At 34.9% G+C, this 19159-nt stretch carries 11 protein-coding genes; 9 read left to right on the top strand and 2 right to left on the bottom strand.

What is annotated here, in order from left to right; genetic code table 11:
- Positions 1-107 precede the first annotated feature (107 nt).
- From JOOMADRAFT_RS08915 to JOOMADRAFT_RS08875, 9 genes are all read left to right on the top strand, one after another.
- Positions 108-2204, top strand: a complete 2097-nt coding sequence (locus JOOMADRAFT_RS08915; protein WP_008612677.1) for a bifunctional rhamnulose-1-phosphate aldolase/short-chain dehydrogenase — start codon at positions 108-110, stop codon at positions 2202-2204.
- Between the two features lie 110 nt (positions 2205-2314).
- Positions 2315-3592: a sugar isomerase gene (locus JOOMADRAFT_RS08910; RefSeq protein ID WP_008612676.1), complete on the top strand. Its 1278-nt coding sequence runs from the start codon at positions 2315-2317 to the stop codon at positions 3590-3592.
- 10 nt (positions 3593-3602) lie between these two features.
- Positions 3603-4976 (top strand): FGGY-family carbohydrate kinase, encoded by a 1374-nt coding sequence (locus JOOMADRAFT_RS08905; RefSeq protein ID WP_008612675.1) that lies wholly within the window; start codon positions 3603-3605, stop codon positions 4974-4976.
- Between the two features lie 6 nt (positions 4977-4982).
- Positions 4983-6134 (top strand): alpha-hydroxy acid oxidase, encoded by a 1152-nt coding sequence (locus JOOMADRAFT_RS08900; protein WP_008612674.1) that lies wholly within the window; start codon positions 4983-4985, stop codon positions 6132-6134.
- 9 nt (positions 6135-6143) lie between these two features.
- Positions 6144-7559: a purine-cytosine permease family protein gene (locus tag JOOMADRAFT_RS08895; protein ID WP_008612673.1), complete on the top strand. Its 1416-nt coding sequence runs from the start codon at positions 6144-6146 to the stop codon at positions 7557-7559.
- 216 nt (positions 7560-7775) lie between these two features.
- Positions 7776-9320 carry a glycoside hydrolase family 28 protein gene (locus JOOMADRAFT_RS08890; RefSeq protein WP_008612672.1) on the top strand — a complete coding sequence of 515 codons (1545 nt, stop codon included), beginning with the start codon at positions 7776-7778 and terminating at the stop codon, positions 9318-9320.
- A gap of 3 nt (positions 9321-9323) precedes the next feature.
- Positions 9324-12950 carry a DUF4450 domain-containing protein gene (locus JOOMADRAFT_RS08885; RefSeq protein WP_008612671.1) on the top strand — a complete coding sequence of 1209 codons (3627 nt, stop codon included), beginning with the start codon at positions 9324-9326 and terminating at the stop codon, positions 12948-12950.
- Positions 12951-12955: 5 nt separating this feature from the next.
- Positions 12956-15097 carry a hypothetical protein gene (locus tag JOOMADRAFT_RS08880; RefSeq protein ID WP_008612670.1) on the top strand — a complete coding sequence of 714 codons (2142 nt, stop codon included), beginning with the start codon at positions 12956-12958 and terminating at the stop codon, positions 15095-15097.
- Complete coding sequence (locus tag JOOMADRAFT_RS08875) at positions 15098-16111, top strand: family 43 glycosylhydrolase (RefSeq protein ID WP_008612669.1); 1014 nt, start codon at positions 15098-15100, stop codon at positions 16109-16111.
- A 178-nt stretch (positions 16112-16289) separates the two neighbouring features.
- Here JOOMADRAFT_RS08875 and JOOMADRAFT_RS08870 read toward each other — a convergent pair whose 3' ends face one another.
- Both JOOMADRAFT_RS08870 and JOOMADRAFT_RS08865 read right to left on the bottom strand, forming a co-directional pair.
- The gene (locus JOOMADRAFT_RS08870) at positions 16290-17627 is read right to left on the bottom strand and encodes a TolB-like translocation protein (protein WP_008612668.1); all 1338 of its coding nucleotides are present in this window, start codon (positions 17625-17627) and stop codon (positions 16290-16292) included.
- An 11-nt stretch (positions 17628-17638) separates the two neighbouring features.
- Positions 17639-19078, bottom strand: a complete 1440-nt coding sequence (locus JOOMADRAFT_RS08865; protein WP_008612667.1) for a glycoside hydrolase family 88/105 protein — start codon at positions 19076-19078, stop codon at positions 17639-17641.
- Positions 19079-19159 lie beyond the last annotated feature (81 nt).

Genomic DNA, 19159 nt, shown 5'->3' with positions numbered 1-19159 from the left:
TCGTTTTTATCAGAAACTCTTTTTTTGCCCTATGCAGTACACTACAGGATACAATGGTATGATTTAAGAATTACATTTGATTTATCAAAATCAATTTAGAATTAAAAATGGACAAAACCTTTAAGTACGTAAACTATCTTTGGGATGATAAAAAAGCTAATGCATTAAAAGGAAAAGAAGTTGACCTTTTCTTGTACCGCTCTAATATATTAGGTGCAGACCTTAGGATTACTAATTACGGCGGAGGAAATACCAGCTGTAAAACCATTGAAAAAGATCCTTTAACCAATGAGGATGTTGAAGTAATGTGGATAAAAGGTTCTGGTGGAGATATTGGAACCCTTACACGTTCTGGTATAGCAGGACTGTACACCAACCGCCTAAGAAACTTAAAAAATGTATATAAAGGTCTAGATGACGAAGATAGAATGGTGGGGCTTTTTAACCATTGTATTTACGATTTGGATAGCAGAGCTCCATCTATTGACACGCCTTTGCATGGGTTATTACCATTTAAACATATAGATCATTTACATCCAGATGCCTTAATTGCGGTTGCGGCAGCTGAAGATAGTGAGAAAATTACCAAAGAAATTTGGGGTGACACTATGGGATGGGTTCCTTGGCAGCGACCAGGATTTGATTTAGGACTCCAATTGGAAAAATGTCTAAATGAAAACCCTGGAATTCGAGGAATCGTTTTAGGTAGTCACGGACTCTTTACTTGGGGAGATACTTCTTATGAATGTTATATGAATAGCCTAGAAGTTATTGAAACAGCTTCTGCGTATATAGAACAGAAAACAAAAGAAAAAGGAAGTGTTTTTGGAGGCGAAAAAATTAAAAGTCTTCCTTCAGAAAAAAGAAAAGAAAAAGCTTCAGAATTAATGCCACTTTTAAGAGGATTATGTTCTTCTGAAAAACCTATGATAGGCCATTTTACAGATAGTGATGTAGTTCTAGAATATATAAATAGTAATGATTTAGAGCGTTTAGCGCCTATGGGAACTTCATGTCCAGATCATTTCTTACGTACTAAAATACAACCGCTTGTACTTAATTTGGATACTGCGGAAGATGTTAGTAATACCGATTCCATATTAAAAAAGTTACAGCCTGCTTTTGAGCAATACCGACAAGAATATGCCGATTATTACAATGCGTGTAAGCATGATAATAGTCCGGCAATGCGCGACCCAAATCCTGTTATAATTATATATCCAGGAGTTGGAATGTTCTCTTTTGCTAAAAACAAACAAACAGCACGTGTAGCAAGTGAGTTCTACGTAAATGCTATAAATGTTATGAGAGGAGCAGAAGCCATTTCTGCCTATACATCTTTACCTAGACAAGAGGCTTTTGATATTGAATATTGGTTGTTGGAAGAAGCAAAACTACAACGGATGCCTGCTGAACAACCACTTTCTAGAAAAGTGGCTATTGTTACTGGCGCTGGTGGTGGTATTGGTAAATCTATTGCTGATAAATTAGTTGCTGAAGGTGCTAATGTTGTACTTACAGACATTAATGAAGACTATTTAAAAGACGCAGAAAAAACATACAAAAAAGACCAAGTAGCCATTGCCCTTTGCGATGTTACTAAGGAGGATTCTATAAAAGAAGCTTTTAGTAAGGCATGTCTTGCCTTTGGAGGGGTTGACATTATTGTTCATTCTGCTGGTTTAGCCATTTCTAAATCTCTTGAAGATACCGAATTAAAAGATTGGGATTTACTACAAAATATATTGGTAAAAGGTCAATTTTTAATGGCGCAACAAGGAGTAGCTATATTAAAAAAACAAGGGCTCGGCGGTGATATTGTAAATATTGCAAGTAAAAATGGACTGGTAGCTGGCCCTAATAATGTTGGCTATGGAACTGCCAAAGCCGCACAACAACATATGACTCGACTTTTAGCAGCAGAACTTGGAGAGGCTAAAATACGAGTAAATACTGTAAATCCAGATGGTGTTATTGTAGGGAGCAAAATCTGGGAAGGAGAATGGGCGGAAGGAAGAGCTAAAGCCTATGGAATCTCTGTAGACGAACTTCCTGCTCATTATGCAAAAAGAAACTTATTAAACGAAATAATTTATCCAGAAGATATTGCTAACGGAGTATTTTCATTCGTTGCTATTTTGGATAAATCTACCGGAAACATTATAAATGTAGATGGTGGAATGGCAAATGCATTTGTTAGATAAATGTAATAGTTGTTAGTTAGCTTAAGTAAATCTCCCATAGGTTTTTACCAACCTATGGAGATTTATTTTTAAATTCACTTTGGTTTTACAACCTAAAATAATCTAAACTTATGATCTTAAACCCAGACCAACTAAATACCAATAAAGACGATATATCTATTCATAAAGATCAATTTGATAACTTAGCTTCTTCTCTTTCGAGGCAAAATATTCAAGTAGATCAAATTGTAAATAAATTAGCCAATTTTCAAATAGCAATTCCAAGTTGGGCTCTAGGAGCTGGAGGTACCAGGTTTGGAAGATTTTCTTACCATGGAGAGCCTTCTTCACTAGAACAAAAACTAGAAGATATTGGAGTAATTCATAGCCTTACCAAAAGTGCTGGAGCAGTTTCATTACATATTCCATGGGACATTCCAAAGGATTATAACGCAATTAAAGAATTAGCAAATAGCCTCGATATAAAATTTGATGCTGTTAATTCCAATACTTTTCAAGATCAACCCAATGCAAAAGAGTCTTATAAATTTGGATCGCTTAGCAATACAAGTCAAGCGGTAAGAGACCAAGCTATAGCTCATAATAAAGAAGTTATTAATATTGGAGAAAAATTAGGTTCTAAAAGTATTACTGTTTGGTTAGCAGATGGGAGTTCTTTTCCTGGTCAAAGCAATTTTCAAACGGCACTTTCACATACCCAAAACAGTTTAAAAGACATCTATAAATCGTTACCCAACGATTGGAAGCTTTTTATAGAGTACAAACCCTACGAACCTTATTTTTACAGCACTGTTATTCAGGACTGGGGGACTTCCTTTATGCTTGCTAATGAATGTGGTGAAAAAGCTTTTACACTTGTAGACCTTGGACATCATTTACCAAATACTAACATCGAGCAAATTGTTTCTACACTTATGCTTAAAGGAAAGCTAGGTGGTTTTCATTTTAATGATAGTAAATATGGCGATGATGATATTACAGTGGGCTCTATAAAACCTTATGCGCTTTTCTTAATTTTTAATGAATTGGTTTACGGAATGGAAAACAATCCGCAAAATCCAGAACTTTCTTGGATGATTGACGCTAGTCATAATCTAAAGGACCCTTTAGAGGACCTTATTCAATCATTAGAAACCATTCAAATAACATATGCCAAAGCCTTATTGGTAGATCAAACCAAACTTAAACAAGCACAGGAAAATCACGATGTAAGTTTATGTCAGGAAATTCTTCAAAACGCTTATTTAACAGATGTACGTCCGCTTGTAAAACAAGCTAGACTGCAACAACAAGGAGCTTTAGATCCTTTAAAAGCATATAGATTGCTTTCCATAAGAGAACAATTGATAAAAGAAAGAGGAAAAAATACGGTTGCAACTGGACTATAACGATTGAAACATGAAAAGGAAAGTTACTGCTGTTTTTGATATTGGAAAAACTAATAAAAAATTCTTTCTCTTCGATGAAGATTTTCAAGAGGTATATCGCGAATATGCTCGTTTTGAATCTATTGAAGATGAAGATGGTTATCCTACCGAAAACTTGGGAAAACTTCAGAATTGGTTAAAAAAATTATTTCATAGAATTTTAGAGGCGGAAGAGTTTGATGTTAAAGCTATCAATTTTTCTTCCTATGGAGCCAGTTTTGTTCATTTAGATGAAAATGGAGAAGCACTCACCCCCTTGTACAATTATACAAAACCGATTGAAGAAGATTTAATCAATTCATTTTATAAAAAATACGGTCCTGAATTGGAGTTCACACGGCAAACAGGCTCTTCTAAAGAAGGTCTTTTAAACTCAGGAATGCAGTTGTATTGGCTAAAACATACCAAACCAGAGGTGTTTAAAAAAATAAAATTTTCATTGCATCTGCCACAATACCTCAGCTATATTTTTACGGGAATTCCTTTGAGTGAATATACAAGTATTGGTTGCCATACTGCTTTATGGGATTACAATAAAAAAGATTATCATCAATGGGTATATAAAGAAGAAATTCATAAAATTTTACCCCCTATCGTTTCCACAGAAACGAGTATTAATATGAATTACAACGGAAAACGTATTAAAATTGGTGTTGGAATTCACGATAGTTCTGCTGCTCTTTTACCGTATGTAAGGAGTTTAACAGAACCTTTTGTTTTGGTATCTACTGGTACTTGGAGTATCGCTTTAAATCCATTTACTTCTTCTGAGCTAACCACCGTTGAGGTTACAAATAATTGTATTAACTATATGAGAATTAATGGTAAACAAGTTAAAGCCTCTCGATTATTTCTGGGAAATGAATATAAAATTCAGGTAAAAAAATTATCAGAAATATATCAGGTTTCAGAAGATTATCATAAAACTGTTCAGTTTGATGAAGATGCTTATTATGAAATAACTAAAGAATTTGAGCACCTTTTTAAATGGGAAAGTATTAAAAATGATATCGAACTAACAGCCACAGAACTTCCATACAATACTTTTGAAGATGCTTATCATCATTTAATGATTGAGCTTGTTAAGCTTCAGGTGCAAAGTATAGAAACTGCCAAAGGAGATGACCAAATAACAAAATTGTATGTAGATGGCGGGTTTAGTGATAATGATGTATATATTAAATTATTATCTCACTATCTTAGAAACATGGAATTACGTACTACCGATGCATCCTTAGGGTCTGCCTTGGGCGCTGCTATTAGTATTTCTGACACCCAGCTTAATTCTAAGTTCCTTAAAAAGAACTATTCATTAAAAAAACATGTTCCGCTAATTATAAAGTAACAAGTTATGGCATTAAACTTTAACTATAAATATCCTTCGGTTGATGATTTAAGGAAGAAAGCACAACAAAGAATTCCAAGGTTTGCTTTTGAATATTTGGATGGCGGTTGCAATGAAGATGTTAATATCCAACGAAACACTGCTGAGATTAGAGAGGTTCAGTTAGAGCCTAGATACCTTAAAAACTATAACGATAGCTCTATAAAAACCACCTTATTTGGTAAGGAATACGATGCTCCTTTTGGTATTGCTCCAGTAGGTTTACAGGGACTCATGTGGCCAAATTCGCCTGAAATTTTAGCAAAAGCGGCTTTTAACCATAATATTCCCTTTATTTTAAGTACAGTAACCACTTGCAATATAGAACGAGCAAGTGAACTCACCGAGGGAAACGCATGGTTTCAACTTTATAATCCAGTTGACGATTACATCCGAAAAGATATTATAAAAAGAGCTGGAGATGCTCAATGCCCAGTTTTAGTATTATTATGTGATGTTCCTACTTTTGGTTACCGCCCACGAGATTTTAGGAATGGGCTAGCGCTACCTCCAAAAATGAGTTTACAAAATATCTTGCAAATTCTAGGAAAACCAAGTTGGGCTCTTGAAACTTTAAAACATGGACAACCAAATTTTGAAAATATAAAACCCTATATGCCAAACGGACTTAATTTAAAACAATTAGGGAAGTTTATGGATGAAACTTTTTCTGGGAGACTTAACGAAGAACGTATAAAACCAATCCGCGATCAATGGAAAGGAAAATTGGTTTTAAAAGGAGTTGCTTCTGAAGAGGATACTCAAGAAGCTATTCGATTAGGTTTTGATGGTGTTATTGTTTCCAATCATGGAGGGAGACAATTGGATGCTGGAGAATCTACCATCAAACCTCTTACAAACATTGCAGAAAAATACGGAAATCAGATTGAAGTAATGATGGATAGCGGACTCCGTTCGGGGCCTGATATTGCTAGAAGTTTAGCAAGCGGTGCCAAATTTACCTTCATGGGAAGATCTTTTATGTATGGGGCTGCAGCATTGGGTAACCAAGGTGGCGACCATACAATTTCCATGCTAAAAGTTCAATTAAAACAAGTAATGGATCAATTGTGTTGTGAAAAAATAGCCGATTTACCTAAACATTTAATTAACCACTAAAACCAAATTATGACACAATACAGCATTGAAGATGATATAGAGCAAATTGCAGGAGGAGAATATGAAAGACAACGTGTTCCAGAATCAAAACTTAAAGGATGGAAAAGTTTTTTAGGAATGTATGCTGGGGAACACGCCGCAGGAACCGAATTTGTAATTGGTCCTTTATTTCTTACCACTGGAGTAAGCGCTTTTGACCTTATTGTAGGTCTTTTATTAGGGAATTTAATGGCGGTATTGAGCTGGCGATTTTTAACAGCAGAAATAGGGACTAAATTTAGATATACTCTTTATTTTCATTTGGAAAAAATATGTGGTAAAAAATTAGTGACGGTTTACAATTTGGCAAACGGAATTTTATTTTGTTTTCTAGCTGGAGCCATGATTACCGTTTCTGCTACTGCTGTAGGAATTCCTTTTGATATGGAAATGCCCAAATTAACAGATACAATGCCTAATAGCATTACTTGGGTTGTTATTGTATTGATTTTAGGTGCCATTATTTCTTTAATTGCTGCCAAAGGTTACAATACGGTAGCCAAAGCTGCAAACTATATGTCGCCTATAATTGTACTCGCTTTTATAGTTTGCGGAATCGTAGCGCTATCTCAACTTAATGTACATAGTTTTTCAGATTTTTGGAATCTATGGGGTGAAGGAAGTGAACCTTTTCCAGGACAAATAAAATATACTTTTTGGCATGTTTTCTTATGGTCGTGGTTTGCTAATGCAGCCATGCATATTGGAATGTCCGATCTCTCTGTTTTTAGATTCGCAAAAAAACCATCTATTGGATGGACAACTGCTGGAGGAATATACATTGGTCATTATATAGCTTGGATCTCTGCTGCTTTATTGTATGCAGTATATTTAAAATCTCCAGAAGCACAGGCTTTTTTAGCAGGAGGTCAAGCTCCAACAGTAGCTCCCGGTCCCTTAGCTTATAATGCCATTGGTGTTTTCGGGATTATTGCAGTTATATTAGCGGGCTGGACAACAGCCAATCCTACAATTTATAGAGCAGGTTTGGCCTTTCAAGCCATAATCCCAAAAGCTTCTACTTTTTGGGTTACTATTTTAGCGGGTTCCATTGCTACAATTGCTGGTCTTTTTCCTGCTTTTGCAATGAAATTATTAGATTTTGTAGCGCTGTACGGATTTATTCTTGCTCCTATTGGTGCCATTATTGTTTTTGACCATTTCTTTGCTGAAAAAAGTGGCATTAGCTCTTTCTTTGCTGAAAAAACAAATATCTCATTTAATTATGCCGTATTATGGGCTTGGCTAATAAGCTTTGGGGTATTCTATTTTATTTCTGTAAAATTTGATATTTTCTTATCCTTTGTCACCTTACCAACATGGCTCTGCTGTGGGATTTTATATATTTTATTCAGCAAGTACTATCAGAAAAAACATACAATTTAAAAAAATGTAAGTGACTCTCCATAAAGCATCTAAATTCTAAATATCATCCTGAGTAGGTCAAAGAATCTTTTGAATGTTAGTTATTTAAAAATTTTGACAGGCTTATTTTGATAACTACAAATTGCTTTATAGACAGTCACTTTTTTCATACATGGATGTACAGGATGCACTTTTCATGATATTTTAGAAACTTACGGTATCTAAGAAATTAAAAAAATGAAACCTATTTACCAAATCACCACTTTTTCCAAATATCTATTTTTATTGCTTTTTAATGGTCATCTGGAACAGCCAAATAATCATTCTACTGTGTTTCTAAAAATTAGACGTGGATGCTTCATACTATGCTTATTTAGCATATGTTTATCCTGTAAAAACAAGTCAGAAAACACCCCACAACAAGACACTCCTGCTTGGATTGATAAAGTTGGTGCAGAAAATGCTATTATCAAGGATACCGTATATTTTGTAAATGATTTTGGTGGAATTGGCGATGGCAAAACCATCAATACAGAAGCTATTCAAAAAGCTATTGATAAATGTGCAGAAAATGGTGGCGGTACGATAGCGTTTAAACCAGGAACTTATTTATCTGGTTCAATATTCATTAAAAAAAATATTCATTTTAAAATTGGTAAAAATGTAACCATTTTAGGGAGTCAAGATATTAATGATTATAAAGAAATTGACACCCGTGTTGCTGGAATTGAAATGAAATGGCCAGCAGCTCTTATCAATGTTTCCAATCAAGAAAATGTAATTATAGATGGGGAAGGTTTAATTGACGGACAAGGAAAAGTGTTTTGGGATTATTATTGGGATTTACGAAAAAATGAATACGAACCAAAAGGATTACGATGGATTGTAGATTACGATGCTAAGCGTCCTCGAACCATCTTGATTTCCGATTCAAAGAATATTGCCTTAAAAGATTTAAACATACAAAAAGCTGGTTTTTGGACAGTACACGTCCTCTATTCTGAAAAAATAACTGTAGACGGGCTCATTATAAAAAATAATATTGGCGGACACGGTCCCAGCACAGATGGCATTGATATTGATTCTTCTAAATGGGTGTTAATACAAAATTGTGATATCGATTGTAATGATGATAATTTTTGTTTAAAAGCAGGTCGCGATTGGGATGGACAACGTGTAAATAGACCTACCGAATATGTAGTTATAAGGAATTGTATTGCAAGAAAAGGTGCTGGATTATTCACCCTAGGAAGTGAGACTGCTGGAAGTATTAGACATGTGTATGTTTCTAATATTAAAGGTTTAGGAACTAGCAATGGTTTAAATATAAAATCGGCTCTTACCCGTGGCGGAACGGTTGAGGATATCTCCTTGCAAAATATTCAGATGGATAGTGTGAAAACATTTGTGAAAATTTCCATGAACTGGAATCCTAGTTATAGCTATTCAAAACTTCCTGAAGGGTATGATATAGACAGTATTCCAATACACTGGAAAAAACTCCTTAAAGAGGTTCCAGCATCTAAGGGTATCCCTACATTTAAAAATATTTCATTAAGTAATATTGATGTTAAAGGAGCAGAAAAAGCCATGAACGTAAAAGGATTAGAGAATTCAATTATTGAAAATATCTCTTTAAATGATGTTCATATAGAAGCTAAAACTGCTGGAGGAATTTCATACAGTAAAGACTGGAATTTAGAAAATGTTTCTATAAAAACTGAAGACAAATCAGAAATAACCCTGAATAATACAGAAGGAATTCATTTTAACACTCCTTAAAGCATGACCCTATTTAGAATCTGCATAACATTTTTATTTACCGTTATTTTAGTTTCATTTTTGAATGCCCAAAATTCTCAATATTGGCATGATAGCATTCGAAAAGTACATTACCTCCCCTTTGAAAAAGGTTTTAAATTACAAAATGGGGAGCGAAAATTCAACAGAGCTTTATACGGTACAAATACAGGATTTAGAGTAGAAACTGGAGATTTACCAGAATTTGCAATGTATATGCCTGGAATGGGAGGTAATTTTAAACTAGGAATTATTACTCAAGATGGCTCAAGTAAATGGTTAACCGAATGTGATAGTATAACTACTGTTTATACCCCAGGAATTATGAATTATCAAATTTCGGATTCTTTATTAAAACAGGGAAGCATACACCTTAAAGTAGTTGCTTTAGCAAAAAGTGAAGGGTTTATGCTCCAAGCAACTTCTATAGATATACCAGAAACCGTCAAACTTATTTGGGTATATGGAGGTGCTAGTGGTAAAAAGTTTCATCGAGATGGAGATATAGGAGCCGATCCAGAGTCTGTTTTTTATCTTCAACCAAAATATTGCATCAATAATCAATATTCGGTTACTAATAATTCGTTTATAGTAAAATACGGTTCAGAAAATAATAAAGAGAAAACAGGAAATAACAGAACAATGTCTGGGGTTTTTCCTACTTCAGAAATTAAAATAGCATCTGCCTCCAATCAAGAAAATCCATTAGCTGTATATCAATCTGAAAAAGATTCTTTTCCAGTAATAATAGGAAAAGTAAACTCCTTAAAACAACCGCTCTATTGGAAGTTTGAAAATTCTGATGCATTAGCAATAGAAGCATCATTGGAATCCGATTTTAAAGCAGGGATTGAAAAAGTTAATAAAACAGCTCAAATTTTAACGGTACAAACTCCTAATCCATACATCAATACAATTGGGGGAGCATTGGCAACCGCTGCAGATGCTATTTGGGAAAGTCCCGCTTTTTTACACGGATCTATTGCATGGCGAATGCATTTAAATGCATGGCGCGGTGCTTATGTAGCCAACCCCTTAGGATGGCATGATAGAGCCGAATCTCATTTTACAAGTTATGTAAACTCGCAAGTAATCGATCCTCCAACAGGACCTGTTGTACCAGATACAACAAGAAATTTTGCTAGACAAAAAGAAGAAATTGGCACAGCCATGTTTAGTAGTGGATATATTAGTAGACGGCCCAACAATAATACCATTGCACATCATTATGATATGAATTCGGTGTTTTTTAATCAGTTGTTCCGTCATTATTTATGGACGGGAGACGATGCGCTGATTAAAGAGTTATGGCCTGCCATTGAGCGACATTTAGCTTGGGAAAAAAGAAATTTTGATTCAGACAACAACCATCTCTACGATGCTTATGCAACCATTTGGGCTAGCGATGCCCTCCAATATAGTGGAGGATCGGTAAGTTATTCTTCTGCATATAATTACAGTGCTAATAAACTTGCTGGTGCAATTGCCAAAAAAAATAATATCACAAGTTCTAATAAAGATAATTACACCCAAGAAAGTAATCAAATAAAAAAGGCTTTAAATAATGAGCTTTGGATTCCAAAAAAGGGTGTTTTTTCAGAGTACAAAGATTTATTAGGAAACCAATTAACACATGATAGTCCAGGGGTTTGGAGTATTTATCACACTATAGATGAAGGGGTTGCAGATAAATTTCAAGCCTATCAAATGCTCCGCTATATTGATACTGAAATTCCTCATATTCCAGTAAAAGCAGAAGGTTTACCTTTTGATAATTTGGAACTAATTTCTACAACCAATTGGCAACCTTACACTTGGTCTGTTAACAATGTTGCATTAGCAGAAGTTTTGCATACTTCGTTAGCTTATTGGCAAGGACAACGTCCAGAAAAGGCATATAAATTGTGGCAAAGTGGAATTATGGAGAGTATGTATTTAGGGGCATCTCCAGGAGGATTTCAACAATTATCTTTCTACGATGCCATGCGGGGGGAACTCTACAGAGATTTTGCCGACCCAATTGGAATGGCTGCTAGAAGTCTTGTAGAAGGACTCTACGGAATAAAGCCTAATGCTATTTCGGACACCTTAACTCTTCAACCTGGATTTCCTGAAAGTTGGGATAATGCTAGTATTAAACTTCCAGACATCCAATATTCGTTCTCTTCAAAAAATAATAAAAGTATTTACCATATCTCTCCTTCCTTTCCCAAGAAAATGAAACTGAAATTAATAGTAAATGCGGAGAGAGAAGCTATTGAACAAATCAAGATTAATGATGAAAAAGTAATCTCTTGGTACGTTGATACTACGGCAATTGTAAAACCAAAAATTATAATTACTGATATTTATAGAACTGATTATAAAATAGATATTACATGGAAAGGAACTAAAATTGAGAAAGTTCAATTTCCAGTAAATTATACCCCTAACGATACTTTTAAACTGTTAAATAAAACAGTTCAATTCAAAAAAATATACGATCCACAATTAGTTTTTAGAAACCAATATCTTAATAAACATGATTTTTCGGGTAATTTTAATGAATCTCTTGGAGCTAAAACCTTTTTCCTTCAACTAAAGCAAGGAGCTTTTACATGGTGGCAGCCCATAGATGTAAAATTGATTCCAGCCATTAAATTGGCTAAGGTTGTAACGCTAGATAAGGGCTCACAAATTACCTTAAAAAGAAAAAATCCTCAGCAAGAATCTCTTCAATATTGGATAAACAATACTAAGAAAGGTGTTCTAAATAAAAAGAATTCTACTCTTAACATTGAAGAAAATGCTTTAATTCCTGGTTCTAATTTATTACACGTTTCATCTAAAAAAAATAAACGCTACAAAGTTGGCACTTTTCAAAATTGGAAAGTAAAAGCAGCAGCTAACAGCAGTTTTGAAACTATAGATATAGGTAGAAGCTTTAACAGTAAGGTAACTAATATATTTAAACAAGAATATATGGAACCTCGTCCTACATCTCCTACCCTACAACTTCCTACACAAGGCATTGGAAATTGGTGCTACCCTTTTATTGCTCCAGAAATAGATGCTACAGGAATTAAGCAAAAAGCGGCAGCAAACAATGGAAATATTATTTATAATAACATTCCTTTTAAAATAGCTCCAAAAAACGCCAATGATATTGTATTTACTTCCCAATGGGATAATTTCCCTGAAAAGATACAAATAAAACTTTCTGGGAAAGCCAAACACCTATACCTTCTAATGGCTGGAACTACTAATCCAATGCAAAGTAATATTACAAATGGAGAAATTATAGTTCATTATAAAGATGGGACTCATACAAACTTACCCCTTAAAAACCCTGAAAATTGGTGGCCTATAGAACAAGATTATTATACCGATAATTTTGCTTTTACTACTAAAGCGTCAAAACCACCTCGTGTTCATCTAAAAACAGGAGAAATCTTTCTTGATTTTAAAGATTATACATCTATTAAAGGATTTACCAACTTTGCTATAGATGGTGGTGCTGCCACTATTTTAGACCTTCCGTTAGACGCAACTAAAGAATTAAAAAACATAGAATTAAAAACCATTGCTAATGATGTTGTTATCGGCATTATGAGTATTACTCTCTTAAAATAATTATTATGAAAACTACTTCCACCATTAAGCTTTACATTTTTCTTTTATTTATTAGTATAATTCATCAGGGATTTGCTCAAAAAATAGATAGAAAAGCACTGGTTACTCGCCATAACGTTGTTGTAACTTCGGTTGATACTTTGGCTTCTCTCACTGTAGGAAACGGAAAGTTTGCTTTTACTACAGATATAACTGGACTTCAAACATTTCCAGACTATTATCAAGGAGGCATTGCATTAGGAACACAATCCGAATGGGGATGGGACTCCAATAAAAACCCGAATTCCTACACTTTTGAAGAAACGCTTAAAGACTATGACCAATATGGACGTAAAGTTTCGTATTCCGTACAGATAAAAACTCCAAAACGAAATAACGATGCAGTTAATTGGTTTAGAGAAAACCCGCATCGTATCCAGCTTGGAAATATTGGTTTTGAAATTACTAAGAAGAATGGAGAGCTAATCAGTCCGAAAGATCTTACGGATATGAATCAGGAGTTAAATTTATGGACCGGAATCATTACCAGTAGTTTTTCTGTTGAAGGTGTGCCTGTTAAGGTTGAAACCCTTTCTCATCATGATGAAGATCTAATTGCCGTAAAAGTAACATCCGACTTAATTAATAAAGGACAACTTAAAATTAGATATCGTATTCCATATCCTTCAAATAACTGGAAAGATACTGGCGTAAATTGGAATGGTTCTGAGAATTATACAAGTACCTTAAAATCTATTAATCCAAAAAAGGCTTTGGTAACTCATAAAATGGATTCTTTAACCTACCATACCTATTTTCAATGGAAAGAAAAATCGGCTAGCATTACTGAAAAAGAAGAGCATTATTTTATTATTTCTCCTACTGAAAACAATTTTTCTTTCACTTGTAAATTTACCCCTGAAAATAAAAATCAAAATATTTCTAACTTTGATAAAGCGGTAACTAATAGTGAAGAAAATTGGAAAGATTTTTGGCTAAGTGGTGGTGCTATTGACTTTTCATCGTGTACAGATCCTAGAGCATTTGAAATTGAGCGACGTGTGGTTCTCTCTCAATATTTAACCAAATTGCAATGTACCTCCAATCAACCTCCTCAAGAAACTGGACTTACTTATAATAGTTGGTATGGAAAACCACATCTTGAAATGCATTGGTGGCATGGTGTCCATTTTGCGTTATGGAACCGAAGTGATTTACTAAAAAACGCTATGCAATGGTATGATAAAGCCAGTGGAAAAGCATTTGAGATAGCCAAAAGACAAGGTTTTGATGGACTGAGATGGCAAAAAATGACAGATCCTTATGGAAATGAAAGTCCGTCATCTGTAGGTTCTTTTCTTATTTGGCAACAACCCCATTACATAACTTTTGCCGAACTCTTTTATCAAGAAAATCCTTCAAAAGACATTCTAAATACCTACAAAGACAATGTATATGCAACTGCCGATTTTATGGCTTCTTTTGCAAATTATAACGAAGAAAAAAATAGATATGAACTAGGACCAGGTGTGATTGCCGCACAAGAACGTTTTAAGGCAACCGAAACCTATAATCCAACTTACGAACTTAATTATTGGTATTGGGGGTTAAAAACGGCTATTGAATGGAAACAAAGACTGGGAGAAACTCCTCCTAAAAAGTGGATTGAGGTAATGAATAATTTATCAGATTTACCTATTTTAAATGATGTATATCTAGCTACAGAAAGCGCCCAAGATTCTTACACAAATCCCGTTTTTAAAACAGACCATCCATCAGTTTTAGGAACTTTAGGCATGCTTCCTTTAACTAAAAAAGTCGATCTCGACATTATGAAGAATACGTTTAATCTTGTTTGGACAGATTGGACTTGGGAAGATACTTGGGGTTGGGATTTCCCAATGACAGCTATGACTGCAACACGCTTACATATGCCAGAAAAAGCAGTTGAAGCCTTACTTATGGATATTCGTACCAATACCTACCTTCCAAATGGGCATAATTTTCAGGACGAACGCTTAACTTTATATCTTCCAGGAAATGGTGGCGTACTTACAGCTGTTGCCCTTATGTGTGCTGGATGGGATGGAAATACCGTTAAAAATCCAGGATTCCCAAAAGATGGAAATTGGGATGTAAAATGGGAAGGACTTCAAAAAATGTTTTAAATGAAAATTATAATCTTAGTGGTTTTTATAGGTCTTTCCAACCTATTAAATGCGCAACATGAAAATTCTCATGTTGCAGATAAGCCTTTATATAGAGACCCAATACATAATGGGGCTGCAGATCCTTGCGTTATTTGGAATAAAAAAGAGCAGTTGTGGTATATGTTTTACACCAATAGAAGGGCAAATATTGATAGCTTAGATAATGTTAGTTGGGTACATGGAACAGAAATAGGCATTGCAACCTCATCCAATAATGGATCAACTTGGAGTTACAAAGGGATATGTACAATAGACTATCAACCTACTGACCAATATTCCTATTGGGCTCCAGAGGTAATAGAAAACAAGGGAATATATCATATGTTTTTAACTTATGTTCCCGGTATTTTTTCTGATTGGTATCACGAACGAAAAATTATTCATTTAACAAGTAGCGATTTAATAAATTGGGATTTTGTAATGGAGTTAAAACTAGCTTCAGAAAGAGTAATTGATGCAGATATAATAAAACTTCCGAATGGGAATTGGCGACTATTTTACAACAATGAAAACGATGGAAAATCTATATATTATACTGATAGTGATAACTTAAACCAATGGCCTAACCCAAGTAAAAAAGCGGTAAAAGAACGCGGTGAAGGGCCTGTAGTATTTAAATGGAAAGAATTGTACTGGATGATATGTGATAGCTGGGATGGCTTATCTGTTTATAATTCTACCGATCTTACCAATTGGAACAAACAGGAACATAACATTTTAAAAGAACCAGGAAAAGGTATTGATGACCAAGTAAAAGGTGGGCATCCTGATGTGGTTATTGATAATGGTAAAGCCTATATTTTCTATTTTACGCATCCAGGAAGAGTTCCTTCAAATAAAGGAAAAGACAGTTATGAAACCCGCAGAAGTAGCATTCAAGTAGCGGAACTACATTTTAATGAAAAAGACATAACAATTACCTGTAACAGAGATCAAAAAGTAACTCTTAATTTAACCCGGATTATGCATTAGAATTCGTAGTGAAGGTTTAAAGTGGAAGAAAATCAGGCGGTTTGGAGATGGAGCCATAGCACCGCTATGGTGAGATCGAAAACAGAAACAGCGTGACTGATTTTGAAGCACTTTAAAGCTGTAATAGATTGTCTAATGCATATTTCGGGTTTAATTGGTAATTAGAAATTATACATTTTTAAAGCCACTTTTTAGGCACAGGAATAATACAAATATTTAAGCTTCTGCCATCTTTAGAAAGCATAGCCGATTGAATTTCTATTTTAGTACCATCAGGGCTAAAAGTAGGGTGCGGATGATCGGCAGCTGTTTGTTTATGCCCCGTGGATAACAACATCATTTCTCGGGTCTTCCTATTAATTAAATAAATACTTCTTGAAAAATCATCTCCAACGGCAAAACGTCCATCTGGAGATCCATGCACATGCCATAAACCACTCCCTGAAGGGGTTTGCCCTACAATAGTCATTTCTCTAGTATTTATATTTACAATTCCAAGTCCTGTAGGTTTTTCTCTTGTTCCAGAAGGTCCCCACTCTGAATCTTGACCAGGATTGGCTCCCTTAACATCCGTTCCCGCAGATACTTTAACGGTAGACTCTGGAATTTGTCGATGTCCCATAATAGCAAATGCAACTTCATTGGGTGTTATAACCGCCTCATGGGTTACCCACTCATATTTTGACTCAGGGTAAAGCGGTCTCAAACCACTTCCGTCAGCATTTACTATCCACGTTCTTTGTGGAGATTTCCCGCCAGTTTCCCAACAAAATATAATTTGACCAGAAACCCAAGGGTTGGTTTGGATGTGCCCTACTTGAAACGGAACCGAAGTAACATATTTTATTTCCCCTGTATTAAGATTCATCCCAGCAATTCCGCCAGGACCTGCTCCCATATTTCTCGGGCCAAAATCTTCTTCAATCTTTATTCCTTTAGCTAAATGTTTTTGTGCAGCTTCTTTTCCTACCCGAAACCAAGCCCATTCTTCATCAGCATCTAAAGCCATATCCCCACCAGCGCCCAATTCTCCTGGAGTAACACCACATACTTTTTGATAGGCATCAGCCGATTTTAAATTTCTGTTTGAACTGTCGTCAAAAAGCTTTTCTAAATTAACTACCACAATTTCAACCTCTTTACTTTCAGATACTTTCCTCATAAAATATAACTTCATACTATTACGAGCTACATTTAACATCCCAGAATATCCTCCCTCAGTTACCTGAACAATTTCCCCAGATTTTTCATTTACAGCCATTGCTTCTCCTTCTACTCGATGAGATCTAAAAATAACCCATTCCCCATCTGAAGTCCATTGATTATGGGTTGGGTATATTTTAGAATCCCCATGAGGCTGACTAGTCAAAAAAGTTAATTCCGTACCAGTTACAGAATCTTTAATCACTTTTTTTTCTGAAGGAAAACGTCTTCCTATTTGTGCTGATAAACTACTAACAAACAAAAAAACTGTTAGGCAAAATAAAGCTAGTGTTGTCTTTAACTGGACTTTCATATCTTAATTTTTTATTCTTCTTTAAAAATAGGAGCATCAGTTGTAATTGGATGCGAGTAGAACATTACGGCACTATCATTCATTTTAGGATAATTATTCTCCAATAAAGAAATCATTTCTGCTCCTGCTAGCAATACAGGACCATAACCATGAGCTGCATATACATTTACAGGTCTGTAATAATAATACGCTGGGTCAAAGCCCATTCCAGTTCCTACACAAGTTCCTTCTACCTGTCCTTTATTATTTATTTTTGTACTAATAGCATTCCAAGCCAAACAAACAACAGGTCCATAAGCTTTTGCATCTACATATCCTTTATTTATGGAACGAGCTATGGCGTACGTAAAAATAGCGGTTGCAGAAGTCTCTAAAAATGAGTCACTTTTATCTATTAATTGATGCCATAAACCAGTAGCAGATTGATAGCTTGCCAAACCTTTAATATGATTTTGTAAGAGTTTTAATACTTCTTTTCTACCTTTATAATCCTCTGGAAGCACTTCAAGTAATTCCACCATTGTCATAATTGCCCAACCATTTGCTCTCCCCCAATGAAATTTTGGATGCTCTTCCATACTCTCAATCCATGCATGCATGTATAAATTCTTTTCGGTATCAAACATTCGCTCAGAAAACTGTAATACCTGTTTTACCGCATCATCATAATACTTATTGTCTTTGGTATACTTTCCCATTTGCGCTAGCGCAGGTACGCTCATAAAAAGATCGTCTAACCATAAGGAATTCTTCATAGGTCTATTTCTAGCTAGGGTTCCATCTTTTAATCTATATTGTTTATTACTTATATAATCAATATAGTTATTAATCATTCCATCTAATTCTCCTGAGAATCCTTGCCCTTTTGCTTTAATCATAGCGGCACAAATAGCTCCAGCATCATCTAAGGCATGCGGATGTATTACAGACTTTATTGGGTTTAATGCATCTGGATTTTCCTTATCTCGAGCCACCATGGATGGATATATTTCCGACAAGAATTGTATTCTATCCATCGTATAATCGCTAAATTTTTTGTCACCTGTAACAGTTCCTGCTAAAAGCATTCCAGCATAGGTTACCCCCCATTCGTAACTAATTAATCTAAAATCTCCTTGCTTGAAAGCAATTTTATCATGCTTGGAAAAGTCTTTTATAACAACTACTTCCTTGGTAGTTGCATCCACTATTTCCGCAGGAGTAGTTTCATTTAAATAATTATATACTTTTTCTAATGAATTAAGCACATCTTGCTTTTCTGGAACCCCGTATGGAACATCATACTTCGGTTTTAATAAATGTAAAGGAGTGTCTGAATCGGTTCCCGATTTTTGGGTGTATTGTGCATAACCCTGTGAAAAAGGAAATAGAAAAGACGCAAATATTATAAAATAAATGAAGTGCTTATTTGAAGCCGACTTTTCTTTGGTTGTGAACTTTGGAAGAAGCATAATTTAGTTTAGTGAGTTAATTAATAATTCACACAAATTAAAACTTATGCTATGGTAATACATCCTGTTCTGTCCTGTAAC

This window comes from Galbibacter orientalis DSM 19592, from assembly GCF_000260115.1.
Classification (GTDB): domain Bacteria; phylum Bacteroidota; class Bacteroidia; order Flavobacteriales; family Flavobacteriaceae; genus Galbibacter; species Galbibacter orientalis.
The sequence above is the reverse complement of the archived record's forward strand: the minus strand, read 5'-3'. Positions and strand labels throughout refer to the sequence as shown.